The organism is Pseudomonas sp. SMN5 (assembly GCF_052041925.1).
Lineage (GTDB): Bacteria > Pseudomonadota > Gammaproteobacteria > Pseudomonadales > Pseudomonadaceae > Aquipseudomonas.
In genome coordinates, this window is sequence record NZ_JBKGGX010000027.1 from 43,394 (window position 1) to 70,303 (window position 26,910).

Annotated in this window: 26 protein-coding genes; 13 read left to right on the forward strand and 13 right to left on the reverse strand. The window is 63.4% G+C overall.

Annotation, left to right across the window (positions count from 1 at the left end):
- Nucleotide 1: 1 nt before the first annotated feature.
- Nucleotides 2-451 carry a type II secretion system major pseudopilin GspG gene (gene gspG / locus ACLEJR_RS22650; RefSeq protein ID WP_440793299.1) on the reverse strand — a complete coding sequence of 150 codons (450 nt, stop codon included), beginning with the start codon at nucleotides 449-451 and terminating at the stop codon, nucleotides 2-4.
- A 149-nt stretch (nucleotides 452-600) separates the two neighbouring features.
- Between gspG and gspI the strand changes: the two genes are divergently transcribed.
- Nucleotides 601-975, forward strand: coding sequence for a type II secretion system minor pseudopilin GspI (gene gspI / locus ACLEJR_RS22655; RefSeq protein ID WP_440816623.1), 375 nt, complete (start codon nucleotides 601-603; stop codon nucleotides 973-975).
- 130 nt (nucleotides 976-1,105) lie between these two features.
- Here gspI and ACLEJR_RS22660 read toward each other — a convergent pair whose 3' ends face one another.
- Complete coding sequence (locus ACLEJR_RS22660; protein WP_440816625.1) at nucleotides 1,106-1,540, reverse strand: type II secretion system protein N; 435 nt, start codon at nucleotides 1,538-1,540, stop codon at nucleotides 1,106-1,108.
- A 118-nt stretch (nucleotides 1,541-1,658) separates the two neighbouring features.
- Between ACLEJR_RS22660 and gspH the strand changes: the two genes are divergently transcribed.
- Together gspH and ACLEJR_RS22670 are read left to right on the forward strand one after the other, a co-directional pair.
- Complete coding sequence (gene gspH, locus ACLEJR_RS22665; RefSeq protein ID WP_440816626.1) at nucleotides 1,659-2,111, forward strand: type II secretion system minor pseudopilin GspH; 453 nt, start codon at nucleotides 1,659-1,661, stop codon at nucleotides 2,109-2,111.
- Nucleotides 2,108-2,719: a type II secretion system protein GspJ gene (locus ACLEJR_RS22670; RefSeq protein ID WP_440816628.1), complete on the forward strand. Its 612-nt coding sequence runs from the start codon at nucleotides 2,108-2,110 to the stop codon at nucleotides 2,717-2,719. The genes gspH and ACLEJR_RS22670 overlap by 4 nt, the downstream gene beginning before the upstream one ends.
- A gap of 58 nt (nucleotides 2,720-2,777) precedes the next feature.
- Here ACLEJR_RS22670 and ACLEJR_RS22675 read toward each other — a convergent pair whose 3' ends face one another.
- Genes ACLEJR_RS22675 through ACLEJR_RS22685 form a run of 3 tightly spaced genes read right to left on the reverse strand, consistent with a single transcriptional unit; the run spans nucleotide 2,778 to nucleotide 4,945 of the window.
- The gene (locus tag ACLEJR_RS22675) at nucleotides 2,778-3,719 is read right to left on the reverse strand and encodes a FecR family protein (protein WP_440816663.1); all 942 of its coding nucleotides are present in this window, start codon (nucleotides 3,717-3,719) and stop codon (nucleotides 2,778-2,780) included.
- A 51-nt stretch (nucleotides 3,720-3,770) separates the two neighbouring features.
- Entirely contained in the window at nucleotides 3,771-4,316 is a 546-nt protein-coding gene (locus ACLEJR_RS22680) for a sigma-70 family RNA polymerase sigma factor (protein ID WP_440793309.1), read from the reverse strand.
- Entirely contained in the window at nucleotides 4,313-4,945 is a 633-nt protein-coding gene (locus ACLEJR_RS22685) for a TonB C-terminal domain-containing protein (RefSeq protein WP_440816630.1), read from the reverse strand. The genes ACLEJR_RS22680 and ACLEJR_RS22685 overlap by 4 nt, the downstream gene beginning before the upstream one ends.
- 197 nt (nucleotides 4,946-5,142) lie before the next feature.
- Here ACLEJR_RS22685 and ACLEJR_RS22690 point away from each other — a divergent pair, with 197 nt between their 5' ends.
- On the forward strand, nucleotides 5,143-5,490 hold the full coding sequence (locus ACLEJR_RS22690; RefSeq protein WP_440816631.1) for a hypothetical protein: 348 nt from the start codon (nucleotides 5,143-5,145) through the stop codon (nucleotides 5,488-5,490).
- Nucleotides 5,491-5,799: 309 nt separating this feature from the next.
- On the opposite strand, the gene ACLEJR_RS22695 is transcribed toward ACLEJR_RS22690, so the two are convergent.
- The gene (locus ACLEJR_RS22695) at nucleotides 5,800-6,240 is read right to left on the reverse strand and encodes a carboxymuconolactone decarboxylase family protein (protein ID WP_440793315.1); all 441 of its coding nucleotides are present in this window, start codon (nucleotides 6,238-6,240) and stop codon (nucleotides 5,800-5,802) included.
- A gap of 204 nt (nucleotides 6,241-6,444) precedes the next feature.
- Between ACLEJR_RS22695 and pdxR the strand changes: the two genes are divergently transcribed.
- The 3 genes from pdxR to ACLEJR_RS22710 all read left to right on the forward strand — a co-directional run bounded on the left by pdxR (nucleotide 6,445) and on the right by ACLEJR_RS22710 (nucleotide 9,007).
- Nucleotides 6,445-7,878, forward strand: coding sequence for a MocR-like pyridoxine biosynthesis transcription factor PdxR (gene pdxR, locus ACLEJR_RS22700; protein WP_440793317.1), 1,434 nt, complete (start codon nucleotides 6,445-6,447; stop codon nucleotides 7,876-7,878).
- Between the two features lie 135 nt (nucleotides 7,879-8,013).
- On the forward strand, nucleotides 8,014-8,307 hold the full coding sequence (locus ACLEJR_RS22705; RefSeq protein WP_440816633.1) for an antibiotic biosynthesis monooxygenase family protein: 294 nt from the start codon (nucleotides 8,014-8,016) through the stop codon (nucleotides 8,305-8,307).
- A gap of 298 nt (nucleotides 8,308-8,605) precedes the next feature.
- Nucleotides 8,606-9,007 carry a cupin domain-containing protein gene (locus tag ACLEJR_RS22710; protein ID WP_440793320.1) on the forward strand — a complete coding sequence of 134 codons (402 nt, stop codon included), beginning with the start codon at nucleotides 8,606-8,608 and terminating at the stop codon, nucleotides 9,005-9,007.
- A 257-nt stretch (nucleotides 9,008-9,264) separates the two neighbouring features.
- Here ACLEJR_RS22710 and ACLEJR_RS22715 read toward each other — a convergent pair whose 3' ends face one another.
- Nucleotides 9,265-14,133 carry an NAD-glutamate dehydrogenase gene (locus ACLEJR_RS22715; RefSeq protein ID WP_440793322.1) on the reverse strand — a complete coding sequence of 1,623 codons (4,869 nt, stop codon included), beginning with the start codon at nucleotides 14,131-14,133 and terminating at the stop codon, nucleotides 9,265-9,267.
- A gap of 467 nt (nucleotides 14,134-14,600) precedes the next feature.
- On the opposite strand from ACLEJR_RS22715, the gene ACLEJR_RS22720 reads away from it, so the two are divergent.
- From ACLEJR_RS22720 to ACLEJR_RS22745, 6 genes are all read left to right on the forward strand, one after another.
- Nucleotides 14,601-14,954, forward strand: coding sequence for a hypothetical protein (locus ACLEJR_RS22720; protein ID WP_440793324.1), 354 nt, complete (start codon nucleotides 14,601-14,603; stop codon nucleotides 14,952-14,954).
- Between the two features lie 205 nt (nucleotides 14,955-15,159).
- On the forward strand, nucleotides 15,160-16,185 hold the full coding sequence (locus ACLEJR_RS22725; protein WP_440816635.1) for a LacI family DNA-binding transcriptional regulator: 1,026 nt from the start codon (nucleotides 15,160-15,162) through the stop codon (nucleotides 16,183-16,185).
- A 152-nt stretch (nucleotides 16,186-16,337) separates the two neighbouring features.
- Nucleotides 16,338-17,120 carry a sugar phosphate isomerase/epimerase family protein gene (locus ACLEJR_RS22730; RefSeq protein WP_440816637.1) on the forward strand — a complete coding sequence of 261 codons (783 nt, stop codon included), beginning with the start codon at nucleotides 16,338-16,340 and terminating at the stop codon, nucleotides 17,118-17,120.
- The gene (locus ACLEJR_RS22735) at nucleotides 17,113-18,087 is read left to right on the forward strand and encodes a sugar kinase (protein ID WP_440816640.1); all 975 of its coding nucleotides are present in this window, start codon (nucleotides 17,113-17,115) and stop codon (nucleotides 18,085-18,087) included. The genes ACLEJR_RS22730 and ACLEJR_RS22735 overlap by 8 nt, the downstream gene beginning before the upstream one ends.
- A 91-nt stretch (nucleotides 18,088-18,178) precedes the next feature.
- Nucleotides 18,179-19,474, forward strand: a complete 1,296-nt coding sequence (locus ACLEJR_RS22740) for an MFS transporter (protein ID WP_440816642.1) — start codon at nucleotides 18,179-18,181, stop codon at nucleotides 19,472-19,474.
- A 14-nt stretch (nucleotides 19,475-19,488) separates the two neighbouring features.
- Entirely contained in the window at nucleotides 19,489-20,466 is a 978-nt protein-coding gene (locus tag ACLEJR_RS22745) for a 2-hydroxyacid dehydrogenase (RefSeq protein ID WP_440816645.1), read from the forward strand.
- Nucleotides 20,467-20,611: 145 nt separating this feature from the next.
- Here ACLEJR_RS22745 and ACLEJR_RS22750 read toward each other — a convergent pair whose 3' ends face one another.
- The 6 genes from ACLEJR_RS22750 to tssA form a co-directional block, all read right to left on the reverse strand.
- The gene (locus ACLEJR_RS22750; RefSeq protein ID WP_440816647.1) at nucleotides 20,612-21,742 is read right to left on the reverse strand and encodes an OmpA family protein; all 1,131 of its coding nucleotides are present in this window, start codon (nucleotides 21,740-21,742) and stop codon (nucleotides 20,612-20,614) included.
- Nucleotides 21,739-22,197, reverse strand: a complete 459-nt coding sequence (gene tssE / locus ACLEJR_RS22755) for a type VI secretion system baseplate subunit TssE (RefSeq protein WP_440816649.1) — start codon at nucleotides 22,195-22,197, stop codon at nucleotides 21,739-21,741. The genes ACLEJR_RS22750 and tssE overlap by 4 nt, the downstream gene beginning before the upstream one ends.
- Nucleotides 22,198-22,200: 3 nt before the next feature.
- Nucleotides 22,201-22,734, reverse strand: coding sequence for a type VI secretion system lipoprotein TssJ (gene tssJ / locus ACLEJR_RS22760; RefSeq protein WP_440816652.1), 534 nt, complete (start codon nucleotides 22,732-22,734; stop codon nucleotides 22,201-22,203).
- Entirely contained in the window at nucleotides 22,715-23,812 is a 1,098-nt protein-coding gene (tssG, locus tag ACLEJR_RS22765; protein ID WP_440816655.1) for a type VI secretion system baseplate subunit TssG, read from the reverse strand. Before tssG ends, tssJ begins: the two co-directional genes overlap by 20 nt.
- Nucleotides 23,776-25,554: a type VI secretion system baseplate subunit TssF gene (tssF, locus tag ACLEJR_RS22770; RefSeq protein ID WP_440816658.1), complete on the reverse strand. Its 1,779-nt coding sequence runs from the start codon at nucleotides 25,552-25,554 to the stop codon at nucleotides 23,776-23,778. The genes tssG and tssF overlap by 37 nt, the downstream gene beginning before the upstream one ends.
- Before the next feature lie 21 nt (nucleotides 25,555-25,575).
- Nucleotides 25,576-26,910 (reverse strand): type VI secretion system protein TssA (tssA, locus tag ACLEJR_RS22775; protein ID WP_440816659.1); only part of this gene is annotated, 1,335 nt, incomplete at its 5' end.

Consider the following 26,910-nt stretch of genomic DNA (forward strand, 5'->3'; position numbering starts at 1 on the left):
CTCAGAGCTGCCAGGAGCCAATGTCGGCATTCACGCCGTCGCCGTCTGGCTGGCCGTCGGCCCCCAGGGAGAAGATGTCGACTTCGCCATTGGCGCCGGGGTTGAGGTAGTTGTAGGGACGGCCCCAGGGGTCGTTGGGCAGGCGCTCCAGGTAGGATTTCCAGGTACCGTTTTTCGCATCGGCGGGTTTTTCCACCAACACCTTGAGGCCCTGGTTCATGCTCGGGTAGCTGCCATGGTCCAGGCGATAAAGCTTCAGGGCCTGCATCAGGCCGCCGATGTCCTGTCTGGCCGCCGTCGCCCGCGCCTGATCGGGACGGTCAAGCACCTTGGGCACCACCATCGCCGCCAGGATGCCGAGGATGACCACCACGACCATGATCTCGATCAGGGTGAAACCCCGTTGCCCGCGGGGGCCTTGGGGACGGGCGTTGTAACGGGCGATCTGCATCTCGACGGTCCTTCGCTGGATTCGATTCGAGCCGCAGTGTTGCAAGAAAATATGTCAGTGATATTGAAATTGCTCGCGAACATGCGTCGTCAATCGGTCACGAATGCGCGCTAGCATCGGAGGCTGTCTGCGCCCATCGAGCCCGTGCCATGCAACGCCCAGGTCCACAAACCGGCTTCACCCTGATTGAAGTGCTGGTGGCCCTGGCAATCATCGCCGTGGCCATGTCGGCCGCTGTGCGCGTGGCGACGGTGATGACCCAGAGCAACGGTTTGCTGCGTGACAAATCCATCGCCTTGCTGACGGCCCGCAGTCAGTTGGCGCAGTTGCGTCTGGAAGGTCGCTTCGCACCGGGCTCGAAAACCTTTGAATGCGATCAGGGACGATTGCAGTTGCGTTGCGAACAGACCCTGCGCCCGGCGCAGAACGGCCGGATGTTGCGGGTCGAACTGAGCGTGTCGGACCGCAGCCATGACGGCCCGCCGCTGGCGCGGTTTGAGACGTTGGTCAACCGGGAAAAGTAAGGCACACACGATCCTCTGTGGCGAGGGAGCTTGCTCCCGCTCGGTTGCGCAGCGACCGTAGGTTTTTTGGGGCTGATGCGCCCGAGGCGTCGGGCCGTCCCAGCGGGAGCAAGCTCCCTCGCCACAGGGATCACTGCGCTCCGGTCAATGACGGCAGACTCACGGAGTCCGGCAACCGGGCAAGCTCCAACCGAGTCTGCTCGCCACCCCGCTCGATGACCACCGCCTGCGCTTCGATCGACACCAGCCGCACGCCTTGGGCCACCCGCTCTCCCGCCAGGAAACTGCGCGGCGGTCCGTCGTTGAGGCTCAGGATCGCCACCCCGCCACGGGCCCCGGCCATCACGCCGCTGACGGTGATCTGCACCGGTGCCGGCTGGTTGGAGAACCACTGCAAAGCCGGGTTATCGGAACGCTCGGCCAGGCGCTGCGGGGCGACGTCCGGAGTGCGCGACTCGGCGGGCGTCAGCAGCAACGAAGACCAGATCGCCACTCCGCCCAGCGCCGTCAGCAGGCCCAGCGCCTGGACGATGTGCGCTGCGGATACGCGTTCGATGAAAGCCATGGCCTGAATCTCCTTTTCCTGGAACCCGCCACCAGCGTACGTGGCAATTCTCTCCGTTTTATTTCACATCCTTATCATCTTCGCCGTGCAGGATGATCGGCACGCAAAGGAGCGCGCGATGAGCTGGGGCAAGCAACAGGGTTTCACCCTGATCGAATTGATGGTGGTGCTGGTGATCATCGGCATCGCCAGCGCCGCCGTGAGCCTGAGTATCAAGCCGGATCCGTCGAAGTTGCTGCGTGAGGACGCCGATCGGCTGGCGCAGCTGCTGCAACTGGCCCAGGCCGAAGCCCGCAGCGACGGACGGCCGATCACCTGGCGCTGGGACGCCAGGGGCTTTGCTTTCACCCGGCGCACGGAGCACGGCGTCGGGCTGGATCGTTTCAAGGAGGATCCACAACTGCGTCCCCATCGCTGGCAGAGCCCGTCGATAGAGATTCGGATAGAGCCCAGGCAACGGGTCGTACTGAACGCGGAGTGGCTCGGCGAGCCCCTGCAGATCCGGCTGTCGGACGGTCAGAACAGCCTGACCGTACAGCGCAGTGCCGCCGGGCGGGTGCAAGTCCAATGAACGGCCGCCAGACAGGGTTCACCTTGCTTGAAGTCATGGTGGCGATTCTGTTGATGGCCGTGGTCAGCCTGATTGCCTGGCGCGGGCTGGACAGCGTCACCCGCGCCGACAGCCATTTGCAGGCCAGTACCGAGCAGACCGAAGCCTTGTTGCGAGTACTGAACCAACTGGAGCGCGACGTCGAATTGCGCGCCAGCATCGAATTGAGCGAGCCGATGAAACCCGGCGTCGATGATCCACCCTCCACCGCCCCGCCCGCCATCACCGTGCGCAGCACCGAAGGCAAGGGTTTCCGAATGGATTTGATACGCGTGGCCGCGGCCCAGGAAGGCCAGCTGCAACGGGTGCGCTGGTGGCTCAAGGGCGACACGCTCTACCGCGCCCAAGGCCAAGCCCGCGACCATTATCCCCTGCCCGCTCCCGGCACCGCAGTCGCCGTGCTCAGCGATGTCAGCGACGCCGGCCTACGCTACTGGGACCCGGAAAAAGGCTGGCGCAAACTCAGCGGCAACCGCGAGGAAAACCCGCCAGGCATAGAAATCAGCCTGACCCGCCGGACACCTCAAGGGGTCGAGCAGTATCGGCAGGTGCTGGGGCCGTTGGAATAACCGGATCCCCTGTGGGAGCGAGCCTGCTCGCGATGGGGACGTCCAGGCGTCGCGGGGTTCAGCTGAGCACCACCACCCCACCCGGCAGCTCGGTGCATCTGGCGCCGTAGGCATCGCGGATCAGCAGCGCCACGCCTGCCAGTTGATCGAGGCGAAATCGCGCCTGGACCTTGCGTTGGCCCAGTTCGCGGTTGAGCAACAGCAACATGCCCGGGCGGTAGCGGTTGATCTCATCGATGACGCTGGCCAGGGTTGCATCATTGAACACCAGCACCTGGTCGCGCCAGGCGATGGCGGCCTGCACATCGGCCGTGCGCGGCGTGCCGACGCGGCTCGGGTCGTAGGTCAACTGCATACCCGGTTCCAGGCGAAAACGCTGGCCTTGCACATCGACCTGCACCACGCCTTCAAGGCAGGTCGCGCAGACACTCTGGTCGATGTAACGCAGATTGAACCGCGCCCGGGCCGCGCTGATCCGACCGCTGCCGGCCTGGATGCCGATCGCCCGGACGCCGCGTCCCTGCACGTCGATCTCGCCACTGAGCAGTTCCAACCCCTCACCGCCATCGCTCGATGGACGACGACTGAGACGGGTCTGGGTATTGAGCTCCAGGCTGATGCCATCGGCCAGGTCCACCCGGCGCTGTTCACCGACCTCGGTGACATAGTCGGCGCCGAGCCCGGAGAACCCGCCTGGCACCGTGGCCCGGACCAACAGGAAACCGGCCGAGGCCGCAATCGCCCCGCCCAGCAACGCCCGGCGACCGAAATGCCGCGGCGCCTGCAACGCCGCCGCAGCCGGTTGTACCTGATGCCACAACGCCTTGGCCTGTTCGAATGCACGCGCATGCTCGGGACTCTGCCCGCACCACTGACGCAAGGCCCGGGCATCGGCCACGGTGGCACGCCCCGACGTCAGCAGGATCAGCCAGTCTCGGGCCTCACCGGCCAAGCGGGCCTGAGGCGTGGCATCAGGGGAAGCGATGCTGAAGATGTTCAAGCGCACACACACTCGTGAAATGGTCGGGGCTCAATTGTCGAGGCTCTACGTTCAAGACGGTTTTCCCGCGCCGGGACCGAACCGCTGAATGACTTTTCTTTCCAGGCGCAGGGCGCAATGGCCCAGCGCCGCCTTGATTTCCTTTTCCACCATGCGCGTGGAAATGCCGAAGCGCTGCGAGATTTCCAGGTGCGGGGCCTCCTCCAGCCGCGCCGCGATGAAGATCCGCCGACGCCGCGCCGGCAGCTCATACAGGGCCTTGAGCAGCGTCTGCAACTCCTTCTGCCCACCCACCACCCGCGCCGGATCCAGCGCTTCATCAGAGACCTGCAGCAACTCGTCGATTTCCTCGCCGGTGAGCAGGCGCGCATCGGCTTGCCGACGGTCGGCGGCGATGTTCAGCGCCATGCGGTACAAGTAGGCATTGGGCTGGGCAATGTCCGGCGTGTCGACCATGCGATCGACCCGCAGATAGGTTTCATGCAGCACGTCGTTGGCCAGTTCCTCAGATCCCAAACGCCGACGCAGGCGCACCTTGAAATCCTCGTACGAGGTCAGGAACAACTTCACCAATGGGCTGCGACCGATGTCTTTCATTGCCCGGGCTCCCCGTCCCCTGCTATGCATTCCATGCGTCTTCCTGATGAATCGGGTAACAAAAGCAGGGTCACCGGCTGGCGCAACGAACTGGGCGCCGGACGGTCGATCCTGAGGTTCTGCAAGCTGTTGACCAGCGCCCTGTCGCGTACCGAATCGCCGGTGGAACTGACCAGGCGGCTATGCTGAACCACGCCGTCACGGCCGATCCACACTTGCAGCAACGCCCGATAACCGCCCGGGCGGGTCAACGCAGAGCGGCACAGGTTGCGCTGGATGCCCGCCTGGATCGCCGCCGCATAATTGCTGCCGCTCAAACCCGGTGCGCCGCCTGCGGGCAACGGCACCTCACGGACCTGTACCGGCTGCAAGGTAAACGCATCCGTCCTGGCGTAATGCGCCACCAGACCGGTGCCGTTGAGCAGCACGTTCAAGCCTTGAGCGGGAGTGAAGCGTCCCTGGACCCCCAGCGTGTGGCGCTGGCTGGACAACCCGTGATCCACCAGCACGGCCATGCCTGTCGCCCGGCTGAATTGCTCCAGCGCGGTGGTCAGTTCCTGCGGCGCGATGTCCAGGTCCACCGGGCCGACCGCCGAGACCGGCCCGGCCAGCAGGCATAACACCGCCAAAAGCCACCTCAAGGGCGACCCAGCCCATCCACGCCTGCGCCCGGCTCTGCCCTGCTGCACGACTGACGTATCCGTTGAAAATCGTCATCCTGAGGGGTGTTTATGAATGTGATATGACAACTGATACAAATCGCCATGGCCGCACTAGACTGGAGCCTGACAACGCACCGTCCGTGTGACGGGCCAGGAGGTCGGTGATGAAACAGTGGATGCGTGTGACGGCGGGCCTTGCCCTGTCAATGGCCCTGCCCTGGGCTTGGGGCGAGGAAGCACCGGCCTGTATCGAGGTGACCGTCGGTGGCTACAAGACGCCGGATTACACCTGCCTGAGCCGGCAGATGGGCAACGACCCGAAAGCCGCGACCGCGGCGAAACAGGCGCACGAGGCGTTGAACGTACCGGTCAACGAACGCGCGCCGAACAACATCGGCCTGGCGACCCCGGCCGCCACTGGTGTGCGCATGGGCAATACCTTTGGGACTTCGGTCAAGCCGCAGCGGCCGGGGGTGCCGGCTGGCAGCTCGCCGCTGCTCAATGGTCGATGACATCACACCGCGTTATCGTTCATCGCGAGCAGGCTCGCTCCCACAATGGCTACGGGTGGACATGAAATCCTGGCTCACCCCTATCCACTGTGGGAGCGAGCCTGCTCCGGGCGGCGATCCGACGGTAGCGCCCTGCCAGACACCACTGAAACTTGCTGCTCCACGCCCCCCGTGGCGAGGGAGCTTGCTCCCGCTCGGTTGCGCAGCGACCGCAAAAAGCCAGGGCCGCTGCGCGCTGGAGCGCCAGCCCGGCCCAGCGGGAGCAAGCTCCCTCGCCACAGGATCGCGGTCAGCCAAGAGAATGTGCAATCACCCCCCCGGACTCTGGCGAAAACTCACCGCCAGCCGGTTCCAACTGTTGATGGTGCTGATCGCCAGAGTCAGGTCCACCAGCTCTTCATCGCTGAAGCTGGCGTGGGCCAGGTCGTAGACGTCGTCGGGCACCTGGCTTTGCGCCAACAGCGTGACCGCTTCGGTCCAGGCCAGCGCGGCGCATTCGCGGGCGGTGAAGAACCCGCTGTCGCGCCAGACCGCCACCGCATAGAGACGCCGTTCGGTCTCGCCCTGACGCCGGGCATCCACCGAATGCATGTCGGTGCAAAAGGCGCAGCCGTTGAGCTGCGAGGCACGGATCTTGATCAGGTGCAGCAGCGCCGGCTCGATGCTCAGGCGGCTGGTCAGGGCTTCCAGGCCGATCATGGCTTTCATCGCCCCGGGGGACGCACTGTAGTAATCCAGGCGTGGGCTCATCGCAGGCTCCGAGGGTGGTTGGTGCCTCCACGGTAGGCCTTGCAGGCGCAGGGCGACAGATCCAATTCGGCGAAAAACCGGGAGTCCTCTGCACCAGACCAATGGCCGGGATTTTCTCCACACAACTTCTACGCGCACGCACAATGCGGGTAATCTTGCGCCTTTGACGCTTGCCGCCACCCCATCGTCCAGGAGCCTGCGGGTATGGAACTTCATGTTGTCATCAACGGCCGCAAGGACCTGGCGGGCCAGTTGTATCAACAATTGCGCAGCGCCATCGAAAGCGGCCGTCTGGCCGCCGGCACGCAACTGCCGCCCAGCCGCCTGCTGGCCGAGCAACTAGGCATCTCGCGCAAGACCGTTTCCGACACCTACGCGCAGCTGACCTACGAAAACTTTCTCACCGGCATCATCGGCAAAGGCACCTACGTCAATGCACGACCGGCCAGGATCGTGCACAAGCAAAGCCACCGCGAGCTGGCCGGCGCGGAGGTGGTCGAGGCATGGCGCAACATGCCGGACCTGATGCGCCATCCCACCCTTGAAGGCGCATTGCGTTATGACTTCATCGGCGGCGCGACCGGCAAGGGCCAGTTTCCGCTGGACGACTGGCGGCGCTGCACCGCCCACGCGCTGCGCCAGATCGCCAGTGCCAAGGGTTTCTACAGCCAACCCGAAGGGTTGGCTGCATTGCGCAATGCGATTGCCCGGCACATCGCGTTCTCCCGTGGGGTCAATTGCCAGGACGGGGACGTGGTGGTGTGCAACGGCGCGCAACAGGCCCTGGACCTGATCTCCCGGGTACTGACCCGTCCGGGCAGCCTGGTGGCGATGGAAGACCCGGGTTATCCCCCGGCGCGGCTGCTATTCGGCTCCCAAGGAGCGACGGTGGTCGGGGTGCCGGTGGACGACCAAGGCATACAGGTGGATCTGATCCCCGACGGCACACGGCTGATCTACGTGACGCCGTCCCACCAGTTTCCCCTGGGCATGCCCATGAGCCAGGCCCGCCGCGAGGCGTTGCTGGCGCGGGCCTATGAATTGGGGGCGATCATCATTGAAGACGATTACGACAGTGAGTTCCGCTACGAAGGCCGTCCGGCCGATTCGTTGCAGAGCATGGACGAGCGCGGGATCGTCGCCTACGTCGGCACCTTCTCCAAGACCTTGCTGCCCGAGCTGCGGCTCGGTTACGCGATCCTGCCACCGGCGATTCTCGAAGCGGTAATCCTGGCCAAGCGGCTCACCGACCAGCACACCTCCACCCTGCCCCAATGGGCCCTCGCCAAGTTCATCGCCGAGGGTTGCCTGCTCAAGCATATTCGCCGCTGTCACGCCTTGTATGCCGGTCGCCGTGAGCGGATCCTGGCCCGCATGGCCGGGGACCTGTCGCCGTGGTTCGAGGCCGTCCCCACGACCGCGGGCTTTCACATGGCGGTGCTGTGCAAGGTGCCCATCGACCTGGCGCTGCTGATCGAGCTGGCGAAAAAAGCTGAAGTCGCGCTGTACAGTCTCGAAGGCTTCTTCAATGACACACCGGTGCGACCGGGCCTGTTCTTTGGTTTCGGGGCCATCGAGACCCTGGACATCGACATCGCCCTGGACCGTGTGCGGGATATCTTGCAGCAGGTGTCGTGACCTGGAGCCCGACGAATTGGCCTGGGGATTTATCCGCCCATTGGCTGTTTGAGGAGCGCACCTACAGGCTTATCCTGCATCGGTGTCATCGGATGTTGAGCTAATCCCGTTCGACTTGATTCAGGAGCCCGGACAATGTCTCGCCAAGTGATCAATACCGTACAGGTGTACGCCGCCCCCGGACGTTCGGAAGAACTGGGACGACAGTTGCAGCAAATCGTCGAGACCCTGCGCGCAATGCCGGGCTGCGACGCCTACCTGGTGGACCGTTGCCCGGACAATGGCGATCGCTGGAACGTCAGCGCCCACTGGCAGTCGGAGGCGGCCATGCAAGCCCACTTCAACTGCCCGGAAGTGCAGGGTTTCATCAGCCTGATCGACAACCGCCTGGCGCGGAGTGTGGACTTCAATAGTTTTCCGGTTGTTTGATGCCGCGTCGTGTACACAAACCTGTGGCGAGGGAGATTGCTCCCGCTGGGGCGGTCCGACGTCTCGGGCGCAGCGACCCCATGCAGGTTCTACGCGCTCTGCCTGATGCATCGAGGCGCCTGGATTTAGGGCTGCTGCGCAGCCCAGCGGGAGCAAGCTCCCTCGCCACAGGGTTTGGTGCTCGTCAGTAGATCTCGATTGGTCTACCCACCTTCCGACAGATTGGACGTTTGTTTGCCGGGACATGGGGCTTAGGGTGGGTTCATCGCGAACCACTCAACCAAAAGGTCCTACCGCCATGAAAGCCCTCTACCTGATCGCCGCCCTCAGCTTGCTGCCCGTGACCCAAGTGTTGGCCCACGACGCCGCCCCTGAGAACGTCAAGGTGCTGCAAGAGAAAATGCTGAAAAACATCCCGGGCAAGAAAACCCTGATGCTGACCGTGGACTACGCGCCGGGCCAGTCATCCATCGCTCACAAGCACGAGGGTACGGCGATGGCCTATGTACTCGAAGGCGCCATTACCTCTCAGGTCAAAGGCGAGCCGGCGATCACTTACAAGGCGGGAGAGTTCTGGTACGAAGCGGCAGGTTCCGAACACCTGGTGTCGAAGAATGCCAGCACCACCGAACCGGCGAAGCTATTGGTGTTCATGGTGTTGGGGGAAAAAGAAGCGGTGTTGATCCCGCTGAAAAACTGACAGACACACCACCAATCCCTGTGTGAAAAAGCAAACAGTTCATTCGAGGAAGTCACTGGACCCGTGGCGAGGGAGCTTGCTCCCGCTTGAGTGCGCAGCACTCACAATAAAAGAGGGGCCGCTTCGCAGCCCAGCGGGAGCAAGCTCCCTCGCCACAGGGGCTCAAACAATCTCAAATGAACGGTATCGCCTGCGGGAATACTAATTCGAAAAAAAACCCGCATCTCTCGATGCGGGTTTTTTCATTCAACGCCGGATCAGTTAGCCGTCACGACCGCCTGACCGCTCAACGCCAGGTCCAGCAGTTCGCGGTTGGCGACCGCGTACATGGCGTAGTCGGTGCCGCTGGCGGCACGGATGTCCACCAGCATGGCGCGCCAGCGCTCGACCATGCCGTGGTGCTGCTCCAGCCACAGCGCCAGGCGGGTTTCCACGTCCTGGGTGCCGTCGCCTTCCTGCAGGACCGAGATGGTGATCGCCCGCTGTTGCCAGTCGACGTCATCACGGAACGCTTCACGGGCCAGGGCCTGCCAGTTGTTTTCCACCGGCAGCGCGCTGATCTGTTGCAGGTACCAGGTGATGTCCAGGGCGCTGCCCACGGCGAAGTAGGCCTTGGCCACATCGGCGGCGTTCTGGCCAGTGACGTCGGACGCCTCGATGATCGGCAGCAAGGTGTACAAGTGCGTGGTGCCTGCGACCATGCGTGCCAGCAGTTCCGGCACACCGGCGGCCACGTAGGCCTGGTAGCGGGTCTGCCAGCCTTCACGGGTCGGACCTTCCAGCAGTTCATCGAGCTTGAGGCCCAACGCGGCCAGGTGCGGACCGAAGTGCGCGACGTCACGGGCGGCGTTCTGCTCGTTGCGCCGGCTGCGCAGGAACCAGCGCGTGGCGCGACGGCCCAGGCGCATCAGCTCGTCCATCAACTCCAGTTGCACGTCGGCCGAGACCTGGTGGTCCAGGGCTTCGATCTGACGGAACCAGTGCGGGAGGTGGAAGATATCCCGAACGATCACATACGCACCCGCCACATTCGCCGGGCTCATGCCCGTCGACTCCTTGAGCCTTTGAACGAACGTGATGCCCATGTGGTTGACCAGGTCGTTGGCGATCTGGGTGCTGACGATCTCGCGCTTCAGGCGATGGCGGCGCATGGCTTCGGAGAACTTGCTCACCAGCGACGGCGGGAACGCCGTTTCCATGTCACGGGTCAGGTAGTCATCGTCCGGAACCAGGGAGTTGAGCAGCGCTTCCTTGAGGTCGATCTTGCTGTAGGAGATCAGTACCGACAGCTCGGCGCGGGTCAGGCCATGGCCCGCCGCGACACGCTCGGCCAACTGTTCTTCGGTCGGCAGGAACTCGATGGCGCGGTCCAGCTTGCCGCGGGCTTCGAGGTCGTTCATCAGGCGCTTGTATTCGGCGATCCGCACGAAAGCACGGCGTGCCGCCAGGGACAAGGCCTGGGTCTGCTTGTAGTTGTTGCCCAACACCAGGCCGCCGACTTCGTCGGTCATGCTCGCCAGCAACTGGTTGCGCTGCTTGTCGGTCATGTCGCCGGCCTGCACCACTTCGTTGAGCAGGATCTTGATGTTCACTTCGTGGTCGGAGCAGTCCACGCCACCGGCGTTGTCGATGAAGTCGGTGTTGGTGGCGCCGCCATGCAGGCCGAACTCGACGCGACCCAGTTGGGTCATGCCCAGGTTACCGCCCTCGCCCACGACCTTGCAGCGCAGCTCGTTACCGTTCACGCGCAATGCATCGTTGGCCTTGTCGCCGACGTCGGCGTGGCTTTCGGTGCTGGCCTTGACGTAGGTACCGATACCGCCGTTCCACAACAGGTCCACCGGCGCCTTGAGCAAGGCGTTCAGCAGTTCGGTCGGGGTCAGCTTGTCGGCCTTGATATCGAAGCGTTCCTGCATCTGCGGCGTGATGGCGATGCTCTTCGCGCTGCGCGAGAAGATGCCGCCGCCTTCGGACATGATGCTGGTGTCGTAGTCGGTCCAGGCCGAACGCGGCAGGTCGAACAGACGCTTGCGTTCGGCGAAGCTGCTGGCCGGCTCCGGGTTCGGGTCGATGAAGATGTGCAGGTGGTTGAAGGCCGCGACCAGTTGCAGCTTGTCGGACATCAACAGGCCGTTGCCGAACACGTCACCGGCCATGTCGCCGACGCCCACCACGGTGATGCTGTCTTCCTGGACGTTGATGCCACGCTCACGGAAGTGACGCTGCACGCCCACCCACGCGCCTTTGGCGGTGATGCCCATTTTCTTGTGGTCGTAGCCGGCCGAACCGCCGGACGCGAACGCATCGCCCAGCCAGAAGCCATAGTCGATGGCAATGCCGTTGGCGATGTCGGAGAAGGTCGCAGTGCCTTTGTCCGCGGCCACCACCAGGTACGGGTCATCGTCGTCATGACGCACGACGTTGGCCGGTGGCACCAGCGCGCCATCCTTCAGATTGTCGGTGATGTCCAGCAGGCCCGAAATGAAGATGCGGTAGCAGGCGATGCCCTCGGCCGCGATCTCGTCCCGGCTGCCGCCCAGCGGCAGGCGACGCGGCAGGAAGCCGCCCTTGGCGCCCACCGGCACGATCACCGAGTTCTTCACTTGCTGGGCTTTTACCAAGCCGAGCACTTCGGTGCGGTAGTCTTCTTCACGGTCGGACCAGCGCAGGCCACCGCGGGCAACGTTGCCGAAGCGCAGGTGCACGCCTTCGACCCGTGGCGAGTAGACGAAGATCTCGAACTTGGGCACCGGCTTGGGCAGTTCCGGGATCAGGTGCGGGTTGAACTTGAAGCTGAAGTAGGACTTGTTCTGGCCGTTGGCGTCGGTCTGGTAGAAGTTGGTCCGCAGGGTGGCCTTGATCAGGTCCAGGTAGCGACGCAGGATGCGGTCTTCGTTGAGCACCTGGACGTTGTCCAATGCCGTGAGGATCGCCTGTTCCAGGCGCAGTTGCTTGTCTTCCAGGTCCTCGGCGCTGAGCTTGCGCGCCAGGTAGAAGCGGGTCTTGAACAACCGGGTCAACTCGCGGGCGATGTCGGTGTGGTTGGTCAGGGTGCTGGCGATGTAACCCAGGTCGAAGCCCAGGCGGATCTGCTTCAGGTAACGGGCGTAGGCACGCAGCAGCGCCACGTCGCGCCACGGCAGGCCGGCGGTCAGCACCAGACGGTTGAACGCGTCGTTCTCGGCGTCACCGCTCACGATGTGGACGAAGGCGTCCTGCAAGGTGTCGTTGAGCTGCTGAATGTCCAGGTCCAGGCCTTCGGCGGCAGTGAAGGCAAAATCGTGGATCCAGAACTCGCGGCCATTGGTGTGGCGCAGGCGATATGGGAACTCACCCAGCACGCGCAGGCCGAGGTTTTCCAGGATCGGCAACACGTCGGACAGCGCCAGCGGCGTGTCGGCGTGATAGAGCTTGCAGTGCAGCTCGCGCTGGCCGGAAACCTGGCCCAGCGGCTGGTAGAAGCTCATGACCAGCGGATTTTTTTCATTCAGGCTCAGCAGGTGCTGCATGTCGACCACGGCCGAGTGCGCGGCAAAGCGCTCGCGGTAGCCGGCCGGGAAGCCTTTGGGGAAGTCGGCCAGCACGTTGGTGCCCTGGGCCTCGCCGAAGCTCTCGATCACCAGGCTGGCGTAGTCGTCTTTCCAGCTGCGGCAGGCCTGGACCACTTCCTTTTCAAGCAGCAGCGGGTCGATGTCGATGCGATTCTTCGGGTCCACCCGCAGGATCAACTGCACGCGAGCCAGCACCGACTCGGAGAAGAAGGTCCAGAACTCGCAGTCCGAGGCCTTCAGGCGATCCATCAGCACTTGCTGGATCTTCTGGCGCACTTCGGTGGAATAGATATCGCGTGGCACGTAGGCCAGGCAGTAGCAGAAACGGCCGTACGGATCCTTGCGCAGGAATACGCGGATCTTGTTGCGTTCCTGGATCTGCACAATGGACATCACCGTACTGAACAGCTCGTCGACCGGGGTCTGGAACAGGTCGTCACGCGGCAGTACTTCGACCACCTGGGCCAGTTCCTTGCCCAGGTGCGCCTTGGCCTGAAAGCCCGAGCGACGCTCGATTTCCTCGACCTTGCGACGAATGTACGGAATCACCCGCACGCTCTCGCCATACACCGACGAGGTGTAAAGGCCCATGAAGCGGCGCTCCTTGATCACCTTGCCGCTGGCGTCGATTTCACGGATCGACACGTAGTCGGGATAGGCCGGACGGTGCACGCGGCTCGGGTGGGCGGCCTTGGCGAAGGACAGCAGGGTCGGTTCGCGCAGGTAGCTGACGGCGTAGTCTTCGATGCGCAGGTCTTCGGCAGTGAGACCGGCGCGCAGCAGCTTGGTCAGTCCGAGGAACGAATCGGGGTTGTATTCGATGTGGCCGCCATCGGCTTCATCGCGCACGACAAACTCTTCGTAGCCCAGGAAAGTGAAGTGGTTGCCCACCAGCCATTCCAGGAAGCTCTTGATCTCGCTCTTTTCGTCGGCATCGATGGCATAGGCGCTGTCGTCCAGACCCTCGAGGATCTCGCGGACCTTGGCTTTCATCGGCTCGAAATCGGCCACCGCCACGCGCACTTCGCCCAGCACTTGCTCAAGTTCCTTGCTCAGGACGTTGAGTTCAGCGGCGTTGGCGCAACGGTCGATTTCCAGGTACATCAACGACTCTTGCAGAATGCCGTCGCCCTGGGTGCCTTTAGGCAGGATTTCCAGCAACTCGCCCTTGCTGCCGCGACGCACGCTCAGCACGGTGGTTTGCAGGGTATGGATGCTGTAGCCGCGACGGTTCAGCTCGGTGCGCACCGAGTCCACCAGGAACGGCAGGTCGTGGTGCAGCACTTCCACTGCGGTGTGGGTCGACTGCCAGCCGTGGCGTTCGTAATCGGGGTTGTAGACACGCACCTGCGGTTGCGCGTGATCGAAATGCTCAAGCAGGCGCCAGGCGGACAAGGTGCAGCCGGCGAGGTCGGACAACCGGCGCTGGGTAAGCTCATCGAGGGAAATAATGCCGAAGAATTGTTCAGCGAACAGCGCCACTTGTGGCAGTGCCTGTTCACTGATGTGCTGCGCCAGTGCCGCTTGCAGTTGATGCTGGAAGTCGGCTTTGCTGGCTGCGGTGAAGAACGCCATCTGTGGTACTCCGCTTGGGCTTGTTATTGATGAAAGCGTCGCGTGCAACCCCCTGCGGGGCTGTCGGCCATCCCGTTCCTGATTCTCGGGCAGAGGAAACAGGATGACAGGTGGGTGAAGCTGGACGAGACCCGCAGGTCACATCCTTTTTCCATCTAATTTGCATGCAATGGACACCTGCAAAAAACACTCCGGGTGGCCTTTGCAGGTGCACATCCGTTGCGCAGCTTAACGAGTGCGGCAACCTGCCTGCTTGCAGCGCTGCGACATATTCGGTCATCGGCTAGCGCACGCCTCGAACAACCCTAGCAGCCCTCGATGGAAACGGCACCCCGGCGGGCGCAATCGCAGCCGGTTTCCGGGCCGGCATGTGTCACCGGATATGAGTAATCCAGCAGAATTTTCTCCAGGCTGGCAAAATCCGGGCTTTCGCACCCGCAGGGCTCGTCGAGCCAGGAGCCACCCCCATGCAAATGACCACCGCCCTTCTGATCGCCAACCCGTGCGACGACGAAGAAGACAACATGGCCATGCTTTGCTGCCACAGCACCCAGGGCGAGATGTTCCTGATGACCCGCTACCCGGACGAAGACGAACTGGAGATCGCCCTCGATGGCGAGCCCTCGACCCTGGACGGGGTCAAGGTCACTCTGTCACCGACCTTGCTCAAGATCGAAGTCGCCGCAACGGACGCCGATGCCCTCGGAGGCGACGATGTGCTGGAGATCAGCCACGACACCGACGCGGCGGACCTGGCGGAGGTGGAATTGACGTTGCAGAACATTCTCAGGGGGACCGGGACTTATATAAGCCAGCTCTGAACCTGCCCACACCAAGAAGCAAGAACACTCCCCCCTGTGGCGAGGGAGCAAGTTCCCTCGCCACAGGGGATCGCAATGCCAAGCCTGTGGTTGGCACACCGTCGGTCGCCATCGCATCAAAGCGCCCTTGACGCCCCACCCGATTCTGATGTCTCCTGAAACCGGTTTCAGAACCTCGATAATTCCAATAAGCAGGTCTCAATCCGTGAATTCCTTCTCCGCCGCCCAGCGCAGCCGCGTGACCATGCTAGACGTCGCCGAACGCGCCGGGGTTTCCAAGGCCAGCGTCTCGCGTTTCATCGGCGAGGACCGCGCCCTGCTCTCCGAGGCCATCGCCCGGCGTATCGAGCAGGCGATCAGCGAACTGGGCTATCGCCCGAACCAGATGGCCCGCGGCCTCAAGCGCGGGCGCACCCGGCTGATCGGCATGCTGGTGGCCGACATCCGCAACCCCTATTCCATTGCCGTGATGCATGGTGTGGAAACCGCCTGCCGTCGCCATGGCTACAGCCTTGTGATGTGCAACACCGACCGCGATGACGAACAGGAACGCCAGCACCTGGCCCTGTTGCGTGCCTACAACATCGAAGGGTTGATCGTGAACACCCTGGGCCATCACCGCGACGAACTGCTCGAACTGCGCAGTGAAATGCCGTTGGTATTGGTGGATCGCAAAGTCGACCGGCTCGAAAGCGACCTGGTGGGCCTGGATAACCCCGCTGCCGTCGGGATGGCGCTTGATCACCTCGAACAACGTGGCTACCGCGATCTGCTGCTGGTGACCGAACCGTTCGACGGCACCAGTTCACGGATCGAGCGGGTCGAGAGCTTCAAGACCGGCCTCCAGCAGCGCCCGGCCCTGAACGGCGCCGTGCTGGAAATCGATGATCAATTGAGCGCACGCATCCAGGGCTTCCTCGCTCAACCGGACCGAGGCCCCAAGGCACTGTTCTGCGCCAACGGCATCGCGGCGTTGGCCGCCACTCAAGTGTTGCGGGAGCTGGGCTGCCATCTGTTCGATGATGTCGGTCTGATCGCCCTCGACGATCTGGATTGGTACCCCTTGGTGGGCAGCGGTATCACCGCCCTGGCGCAACCGACCGCCGAGATCGGCGCCAGCGCGTTCGAGTGTCTGCTCAAGCGTTTGCGCGGCGATAACGGGCCGGTTCGGACCCTGGATTTTGCGGCGCGGTTGATTGAGCGTGGGTCGACGCGGGGGAATCTTCGGTGACCGTGAGGGCCCTATCGCGAGCAGGCTCGCTCCCACACTGGGTCTGCGTCGCACACGAGTCCCTTGTGGGAGCGAGCCTGCTCGCGATGAGGCCCTAAAGCAAACCCCTTTTTTTGAACAAAACTGAAACCGGTTTCAGAAGGATAAGAACAATGACCAGACCACCCGTTTCCATCAGCCTCTCCAGCTACGGCGCCGATCTGGTGCGACAGACCGGCCAAGGGAGTTTCATCCCTTTACTGGCCGCCGCCGGGGCCTCACGCATCGAATGGCGCGACGAACTGCTCACCACCGAGCAACCCGCCGAGCTGGCAGCGGAGGCTCGGACCCAAGGCCTGCAAAGCATTTTTTCGTCACCTCTTGAACTGTGGCTCGCCGGCCAGACCAGGCCCAACCAAGCCCTGCAGCTGGCTTTACAACGCGCCGAAGCTTTCGGCTCGACCTGGCTGAAAGTCTCACTCGGCTATTTCACCGACTCCCATGATCTTCCGGCCCTGTCGGCAATCCTCACCGCCAGCCCGGTGCAACTGTTGGTGGAAAACGACCAGACGCTGCAAGGCGGACGGATCGAACCCCTGCAACGCTTCTTCAGCGCTGCCGAGCACCGCTCGCTGCCCGTTGGCATGACCTTCGACATCGGCAACTGGCAATGGCAGGACCAATCGGCTGCCGTGGCGGCCCGGCAGCTCGGACGGTACGTGAAATATGTGCATTGCAAGGCGGTGGCCCGGCGCGACGACGGCAAGTTGATTGCCGTGCCTCCGGCGCTGGCGGACCTGCACTTGTGGGAGCAACTGCTCAAACACATGCCGGCCGACGTGATGCGCGCTGCCGAGTACCCCCTGCAAGGCGATGACCTACTGCAAGTGACCATTGAACATGTCGCTACCCTGGCCGACCTCGGCCAAATGCGCCGGGAACCTGCCCATGTCTGAGTTCGACGTTCTATCATTCGGTGAAACCATGGCGATGTTGGTGGCCGAGCAATGCGGCGACCTGGCAAGCGTCCAGCACTTTCACAAACGCATCGCCGGGGCCGACAGCAACGTCGCCATCGGCCTGTCGCGGCTGGGCTTCAAGGTCGGCTGGCTGAGCCGGGTCGGCGCCGACTCCCTGGGGCGCTTCGTGGTGCAGACGCTGGAAAAGGAAGGCCTGGATTGCCGCCACGTGGCGGTCGATCCGGCCCACCCCACCGGGTTCCAGTTCAAATCCCGCACCGACGATGGCAGCGACCCGCAAGTCGAGTATTTCCGTCGTGGTTCGGCAGCCAGTCACCTGTCGATCGATTCCATCGCCGCGCCGCTGCTGAGCGCCCGTCATCTGCATGCCACCGGCATCGTGCCGGCCCTGTCGGACACAGCTCGGGAGATGTCATTCGAGTTGATGAATCGCATGCGCGAGGCCGGTCGCAGCCTGTCGTTCGATCCAAACCTGCGACCCAGCCTGTGGACCGGCGAGGCGACCATGATCCGCGAAATCAACCGCCTCGCCGCCCTCGCCCATTGGGTCTTGCCGGGGCTCAGCGAAGGCCGGCTGCTGACCGGCTTCGACGACCCGGCCGACATCGCTGCGTTCTACCTGGACAAGGGCGCCGAAGCGGTGGTGATCAAGCTCGGTGCGGAAGGCGCCTACTACCGCACGCCCCAGGCCCAGGGCTTCGTGGCGGGCGTTCCGGTGGCGCGGGTGGTGGACACGGTAGGCGCCGGTGACGGGTTCGCCGTCGGCCTGGTCAGCGGGCTGCTGGAAAGCCTGGGCATCACCGAAGCCGTGCAGCGCGCCAACTGGATCGGCAGCCGCGCAGTGCAAAGCCGTGGCGACATGGAAGGCTTGCCGACCCGCGCCGAGTTATTGGCTGAATTTGACGACGCCAATCGCGAGCAAGCTCGCTCCCACACGGGTTGACGTTAATCCAGTGGGAGCGAGCTTGCTCGCGATAGAGACCACCGCAAACACACCTGCTGCAACAAAAACAACAAGCTCAGGAGTCAACGACATGCAAACGCTCAATCTCGCCACCCGCCGCTGGTGGTACATCATGCCCATCGTGTTCATCACCTACAGCCTGGCCTATCTGGACCGGGCCAACTATGGCTTTGCCGCTGCCTCGGGCATGGCCAAGGACCTGATGATCACTCCAGGGCTGTCGTCATTGCTCGGCGCGCTGTTTTTCCTCGGCTACTTTTTCTTCCAGGTGCCGGGCGCGATCTACGCGCAGAAACACAGCGTGAAGAAGCTGATCTTTGTCAGCCTGATCCTCTGGGGCTCGCTGGCGACATTGACCGGCGTCGTGTCCAACGCCTACTGGCTGATCGTGATCCGCTTCATGCTCGGCGTCGTCGAAGCCGCCGTGATGCCGGCCATGCTGGTGTACCTGTGCCACTGGTTCACTCGGGCCGAACGCTCGCGGGCCAATACCTTTTTGATCCTCGGCAACCCGGTGACCATGCTGTGGATGTCGGTGGTGTCGGGTTATCTGGTGCAACAGTTCGACTGGCGCTGGATGTTCATCATCGAAGGCCTGCCGGCGGTGCTCTGGGCTTTTGTCTGGTGGCGCCTGGCGGACGACCGGCCATCCCAGGCCAAGTGGCTCAGCGCCCAGGAAAAGCAGGATCTGGAAAGCGCACTGGCGGCCGAACAGGTGGGCATCAAGGCGGTGAAAAACTACGCCGAAGCCTTCCGTTCGCCGATGGTCATCATCCTGGCGCTGCAATTTTTCTGCTGGAGCATCGGGGTCTACGGGTTCGTGCTGTGGCTGCCGTCGATCCTCAAGGCCGGCCTGCAGATGAGCATGGTCGAGGCCGGCTGGCTGTCGTCATTGCCCTACCTGGCGGCGGTCGTCGGCATGCTCGTCGTGTCGTGGGGCTCGGACAAGGCACAAAAGCGTAAGCGTTTCGTCTGGCCGCCCCTGCTGGTCGCTTCCGTGGCGTTCTATGCCTCTTACCTGCTGGGGCCTGAACATTTCTGGTGGTCCTACAGCCTGCTGGTCATCGCCGGCGCCTGCATGTATGCGCCGTACGGGCCATTTTTTGCCATCGTCCCGGAAATCCTGCCGGCCAATGTCGCCGGCGGCGCCATGGCGCTGATCAACAGCATGGGCGCGCTGGGCTCCTTCGGCGGCTCGTACCTGGTGGGCTACCTGAATGGCTCCACTGGCTCGCCGGGCATGTCATTCCTGCTGATGAGCGGCGCATTGCTGCTGTCGGTGGTGCTGACCCTGGCCCTCAAACCCGGCGCCAGCGACCGTGCCCCCTCCCAACCCGCGCCACACCCGGCGCCCGCCCATCCCTGAATCGAGACCCTCTCATGAAAAAGCACGTGGTGTTGTACAAGGCGCTGTCGGCGCAATTGATGGCCCGTTTGCAAGCGCAGGCCGACGTCACCCTCATCGAACGCCTCGACGCCCAGGGCCTGGCGCAGCTGCGCGACGCCCTGCCCGGCGCCCATGGCCTGCTGGGCGCGAGCCTGAAGCTGGATGGATCGCTACTCGACCTGGCGCCGAACCTGCAAGCCATCGCCAGCGTCTCGGTGGGCGTCGACAACTACGACATCGACTACCTGACCAAACGCCGGATCCTCCTCAGCAATACCCCCGACGTGCTGACCGAGACCACCGCGGACACCGGCTTTGCCTTGATCCTCGCCACCGCCCGGCGCGTGGTGGAACTGGCCAACCTGGTCCGCACCGGCCAATGGCAAAAAAGCATCGGGCCCGAGCATTTCGGCAGCGATGTCCACGGCAAGACCCTGGGCATCATCGGCATGGGCCGCATCGGCGAAGCCCTGGCCCAGCGCGGCCATTTCGGCTTCGGCATGCCAGTGATCTACCACAGCCACTCGCCCAAACCGGCCGTCGAACAGCGTTTCAATGCGCGCTACTGCGATCTCGAAACGCTGTTGCGGCAGGCGAACTTCGTTTGTCTGACCTTGCCCCTGACGAAGGAGACCGAAGGGTTGATCGGCGCTCAAGCGTTTGCACAGATGCGTCCAGAGACCATTTTCATCAACATCTCCCGGGGCAAAGTGGTAGACGAATCGGCACTGATCGACGCCCTGCGCAACGGCCAGATCCGTGGCGCAGGGCTGGATGTGTTCGAGCGCGAACCCTTGGGCGCGGATTCGCCGCTGCTTCAAATGGACAACGTGGTAGCGACCCCGCACATGGGCTCGGCCACCCATGAGACACGGGAAGCCATGGCCCGATGCGCGGTGGACAACCTGTTGGCGGCATTGGCGGGTGAGCGGCCGGCGAATCTTGTGAATGAGGGGGCTTGGCAAGGCTGAGAGGGTTGCCTGCGGTCAGGCTGTTGCTGGATGAGATACACAGGTGCCATCAGGGCGAACGGTGGCCGGGTTTCAGGAGGGCTTCGGCATGCGGCGTGCCCGCCCCCCCACCAGGCCGCAAGCGCTGACCGCCAAAGAGGCGCAGCTAACTGACCGGCATTGGCTTTGCGGTGGCTTCCAGAGTGGAATAGCTGCATGCCCCCCGCTGTGGAACGAGGTGAATCTCCACGCGCCGATTAGCCATGCGCCCGGCCTCGGTAGCGTTGTCGGCGATCGGCCGACTGGCGGCGAAACCCTGGACGGCAAAACAGTCGGCAGGAATGTTGCCCATGCGCTGCATCCAGTCACGTACCGCCGAGGCCCGGGCCTGTGACAACTGAAGATTATGTGCGTCGAGGCCGGTTGCATCGGTGTGTCCGGCAATCACGATCAGCCAACCCGGCTGGGCCTTGATATCGACCAGAGCATTGATCAGCACATCGGTTGAGCCTGCTCTGAGCACAGCGCTGCCGGCATCGAACAATGACAGGCTGTCCAACTGCGTCGGCAGAGGAACGACTTCCACGGCTGGGTCCGCCAGCCACGTGTACCACGCACCCGCCGTGGCCAAGACTACCGTGAGCGCCCCCACGCATAGCCACGGGACGAGCGGGCGTTTATGGACCTTGATATACGCAGGTGGTAAGCGCGTGACCGGCAGCACCCAGGCCGACTGCGCAAGGCCGACCGGCTGCAAGACCGCCACGGAGGCCGGTTGGTGTCGCTGCAGCCGTTGAGTCAGGCCGTTGATCTGCTGACGCAGGACCAGAAGCGTGGGCAACGACAGGGATGTCTGGTTCACCAGACGCTCATGCAGCCGCACCACTACGCGGTCAAGTTGAACCAGTGTCGAGGCCTGGTGCGCCGCCACTGAAAAGCCGCGCAAGAGCGATTGCAACTGGACAAGCAGCCACTCCAGCGTATCCAGGCGCATCGACGTCGCGGGTGGCCATAGCACCGACCATTCGCGGCTGAGCGCCTCCAACAGGTTCAAGCCCTGGACCATGCCTTCCAAGTCATCGCGCTGACTGCGGGCCAAGGTATAGAAGCCCAGGGTTTGCAGGTCCGCTCCATTTTTGCCGAACATCACCAGGCACAGTTGCTCCACCTTGCACCAATCCACATCAGGACAGGCAGGATGACCCAACTTCGCCAGTTCATCGCACAACGCAGCGAACTCTTCGTAGCCGCGCGGATCACCGCCCACCCGGACATGCATCTCGAACATCTCGCTCATACAGTTGCCCTTGTGCTATTCGTCAATGGCGCTGAGGCTTCGTGCTGCCGGACCACCCGCACGCTCCCCCCGGGCACCAGGGTCGTCACACACTCGACGCGCTTTCCTCCAATCAGCTGAACCTTCAAGGCAAACTCCAGGTGTCCTGGCACGACGGGAGACAGTGACTCAATCGCAACGGCAGCCAGACGAGGCTCGTATTTGAGCAAGGCAGTGGTCATGGCCTCGATCAGCGTAGGTGTGGCTGCGGGCACACCCGACTGACTGGCCCCCAGGTCCGGCAATCCGTAATCGGGCAAATGGCTGAGCGCGCCCGCCCGGGCGCTCAGGATGCGTTGCAGATTGTCCAGGACCGAGAGCACGGGCTGGTCGTGCTCGCTGACGTGTTCCAGGTCTAGCTCGCCGTTGAAGTTTTGCAACAGCACTTCATAAAGCGATGGGTTGAGTTCGATCATGACTCACTCCTTAGCCAAGGCAGGCAACTTCAACAGGTTGTCACCCAACTCGATCACTCGCGCCTGATCCGGGCGCAACTCATCGCGGTCCAGCAGCAGGCGCCACGTGCCGATCCCGGCATCGGGTTCATGGAACAGTCCCACCACCGCAATGACTTGCGCCGCCTTGTGCAGGGGCACGCTAAATTGCGTCGTTTCACCGGGTTTCACCACCATGGCCTGGGTATCCAGTATCCCGTCGCGCAGCAGGTTACCGTGGTCACCCAACACACCCTCGTAGGTCGCACGCTCCATCGCCTTGCCGTCACGCAGCTGGTAGATGCGCACCAGGGTCGGCACGGATAACGGGGTCGCGCCCGCGGTGTCGCGATCGCCCGCAGGCGCACGAAGCTCCAGGTTCAAGGTATTCAGCTGTTTATGAAAGATGGCCCTGGTGGTGGATGCAGTCTCATCCCTTACGCTCTGGGTCAAGCCGCACCCGCTGAGTGACGAGACGAACGTCGCCAACGCCAGACAATTAAAAACGATACGTGACATGTCGTGCCTCCCGGCGGCGTGGATTGTTGGTGAGGCCCCGGTAGCGGCCCAGATTGATCGTGACAACTTCGTGTTCCTGTGCCCGCCGGCCCTCTGCGCCCAAGCCAAGGACGCAGGTCATGCCCAAGCGAAGAGGCCCCTGCCCCAACACCGGCGCTGGCAAGCAGCGTATCGGTAGCGACAACGTCAGCTTGGCGCTGCACCGCCAGCCCAGGTACACACGCAGCAGCACCAGCAGGTCGCCATGCAGTTGGCCGGCGGGGAGCCAGCCTCGGGCCTCGCACAAGTCTTCGGTGTACAGCGCCAGTTGCAGCTGGCTGTTGACGTCACGCCCAACCCGCCCCAGGGGCGTGCCCTCGGACAAGCTCACCGGACGATCCGGACAAAGGCTGGCCGGGTGCGCCAAGGCAATCTCCTGTGGCCAATGGGGCGTTATGCGTGCACGGCTATGAGGGGCCAGCAACTTGACCAGTGCTTCGATGCCCTCGGCATTGCGGGTGGGCAGGCGCATCACCCCGAGCAACGCGAGAAAACGTGACACCGGCGTGGCGATCTGTCGGGCGGTGCCGGGAATGCCGAGGCCGATCAGGCCCAGCAGGCATTGGGAGGTCGCATCGCTGCCACCTGCCTCGAACGTGACGGGATAGGAGTACTTGCGCCAGATCCGGTAAAACTGGGTAAAAATGCGATGGTTGAAGATATCGAGGAATGCCTCTAAAGCCTCGTGTCCTTCACGGCGCTGGGCGATATCGTCCAGAAAAGCCGTCGGCATGGGCGAATCGACTCCGTATAAGCCCAGCAAGCGCGTGCGTACCGTCGCCGGACGGCCGGGGTGATGATCATCAGTCTCAATGGCCTTCAGTTCGCCGGCCGGAAAGCCCATGCCGGGGTCCGGGCGAAAACGCACCGGGTCGTCCGCCGGGTTCGCAGTGCTGCCTAGCAGTGGATGACCAGGCAAGGCCTGCTCCAATAGCTGGCAAAAACGGAACAGGCTCGCCTCGGCCACCTGCCCCTTGAGCGCGTCCAGCAACCCGCTGGCCTTCAACCGGGTATACGCTGACTGTGGTTCTCGTTCCATTGCAGGCATTTTCCAGTGGGTTGCAGGACCAGCGTGAGCCGGGTGAACAAATGGACATCGGCATAAAGGGCGAAGAAGCGATTGAGCATTTCGCCGAACAGGCTGATATCCCCCTCCCCCATGAACCCGTTGGTGTCGAGCGTGATTTCGATGTCCACCCCTCGAAGCAGGAAGCCTTTTTCAAACCGCTGGATCAGGTGGTGGCTGACTTCGACGATCGCCTCCAGGCGGCGTCGATTGAGCTCGCTGCCGGTCCAGTCGTATAACGCGAGCGTTCCGCGCAGCACGTCGGCGTTGTCGAGCATCGGCAGAAAGTTCGAACCCAGGTGGCTGAGGACACGCCAGTGAAAGCGATCACGGTTTGGCGGGTAGCAGGGCAACGTCGGCGCGCACAGATTGCGGATCCGCAGCTCGACCTGGGTGGACTGCGCCACCGTATCGAGCAAGGTACGCTGCAAGGCCTTGCGGGGCAGTTGGCCGTGGGTGCCGGTCAAGCGTAGCGACAGGCTCGCCCCCGCACGTAGCCGGTCCTGGTCGAAGCCTTCGCCCCCCAACACCAGCCAGGTGTCGTGCAAGCCATTGGCCGCTCGTTTCAGGCGTGTATGGAAATACCGCTCGGGGGCCTCGTCGCGCAGCATTCCGCCCTTGTGACGGAAGCTGGTGAACGGCACGTAATCCAAGCGCTCGTCTTCCTTGGACGCCATGACGCTGTCCACCGAATAGATTTCCATATAGCCATCCTGCAAGCGCATGGGGCGCAACAGGTAATCGGTTTGCAACGGCGCCAGCGCCATCGGGTCGGCCTCGAGTGCGAACAGGTTGATCACCGGCACGCAATGCGGGCGAATATGCTCGGCGCTCAGGTCAAAGGTCGATGGCCAGGGCTCTGCCAGGACTACTTCCAGTTCGAACCAGGGCGTGCCGGGGGCGATGTCCAGTCGCTCCAGGCCGCACAGGGTGACGAACATGAATTTCTCGCGGAAGGTGAAGTATTCCAGCAGCAGTTGATAGCCGCTGAAAGCGCTGTCCGCCTTGGGCCACAGCCGATCTTCGTCGGCAAACCCCTTGGCCGTGAAATAGACGTCGCAGGGCTCGCGCTCCGATCGACCCGATGGGCCCGGCACCCTCACGTACATCGTTTGGCAGTTCAGCGTCAATGCGTGATGCAACGCGCTGGCCAGCGGGCCGTCAGCGTTGAGGTACAACGGCAACCGGCTCAGGTCCAATTGATTCCAGTCGCTCAGCGCGCCACAGGCGAAGCGCAGGCGCAGCAGCGTGCGCCCGTCCGGCTCATGGTCACGGCCCAACGAGGTCAACGCCAATGGCTGCAGCGTCACTGCCTGGGTGGTGGTGTAGCGACAGCGGGTACCTTGTGGCCCGATAGGTTGCGACAGGATCTCGAAACCCTGGCCGATCCGTTCGTTGCGCTTCATCTTTGCAAGGTCCGGCGCCAGCTCGACGATCGACAGCGACGGAATGGTCCGCAGATAGTGCGGCCACAACAAGCTGACCAGGCCTTCGGTCAGCTCGGGCAGATCATCGTCCAGTTTTTCCCGCAGGCGTCCCATCAGGAAGGCGAAGCCCTCGAACAGTCGCTCTACATAAGGGTCCCGGGCGCCGGGCTTGTCGAGGTTGAGGTGCGCCGCCCGGTCTGGGAACGCTTCGGCGAACTCTTTGCCGGCCTCACGCAGGTAACGCATTTCGGCGTCGAAATAGCGCAGTGTCAGGTTATCCATGTTCAAGCAAACTCCGGTTAGAAAACGTCAGGCGCACAGTACGGCGGCGCGTACCGGGTCGGCGCTCACCAGCGCCGCCAGCAACGCTTCCATTCGACGCGCCAGGGCGGCTTTGTCGATGTCGTTGCGCTGAGCCTTGGAACGCAGCAATTTGAGCAGCCGCGCCTTGACCTCGAAATACAACTGCGGCTCCCAGGCGCACAGGTCATGGCGCTCCAGCGTGGCGTCCAGTTCCCCGAGCAAGTGGATGGCCAGGTCACTTTTGCCGAATTGTTCGGCGACACGAACCATGAGCAGGCGCAGCAGCCAGCGCTGGCGCGCGGTGTGAACCTGTGGCCGTGCCGCCAGCCAGGCCAACGCCTGGTCCACGCCCTCCCGGTCGGCCTGGGCCACGGCTTCGCTTTCCAGGGCAAATATGTCGACCTCTCCTGCGCCTGGGTCCACCGCGGGTACGGGCAACCATGGCTGAGGCTGTCTGTCGTTCGCGTGCCGGGCTATCCACTCGCGGGTGATCTCATCGGCAAACGGGCTGCCATCGCTCCAACACAGCATCTCCAGGCCCGGCAGTCGTTCGAGAAACATGCCCAGGTCCCTGACCGTGATGGCGGCCCATCGGTCCAGAGGCGGCGGCTGCTTGCTCAGGGCCTGGAACAGATACCACTGCAGGTCCAACCAGAAGTGATTCACCCCTTCGGCATAGATCCGCTCCACCTGGTCGAGCAGCTCGGTCCAGCCCTGTTGCAAGTACAGACGCTTGAGCTGGGCCCGATAGTCCGGGCGTGGCGGTGCCAGGCGGGTATTGCCATTGGCATCCAAGGGAGGCGCCTGATGCACCGTGTCCCAACGCAGGCTCTTCATCAACCGATGGGCCGCCAGCCAGCCCTGGGGCTGATCGCGCAAGTAACCGGCCAATGCGCGACCGCCGTCCAACAGGTCGCGGCCGGACTTGATCGTCGGGACTGCCGTTGCGTCGGCCTGGGCATTGAACGTCTGGCTGACCGCGTTCTGCGGAACCAACGCGTCCACGCCGCCAGACTGCACCAGGCGTGCCGACAGCGCGGCATACAAGGGTTCCAGGCTGGGGCGTTGTTCCGGTGGCCACGCCTCCAGGCCCTGTTCCAGCCAGGCCAGCGCGGCGACCGTGCGTTCGGCCTCGGCTTTCACTACCTCCGGATACAGCGACAAGCTATCCAGCAGCTTGTCGCCGGCCAGCCATTGCAAGGCCATTTGACGGCTGTTGGCTCGCACGGGCAGCACCGTGTCGGCGTAACGTTCCACCAGTGCGGCCAACAGGGTCAGGCCGTAGGGGGGGGGGGGGGGGGGGGGGGGGGGGGGGGGGGGAGGAGGGGAGGGGGGGGGGGG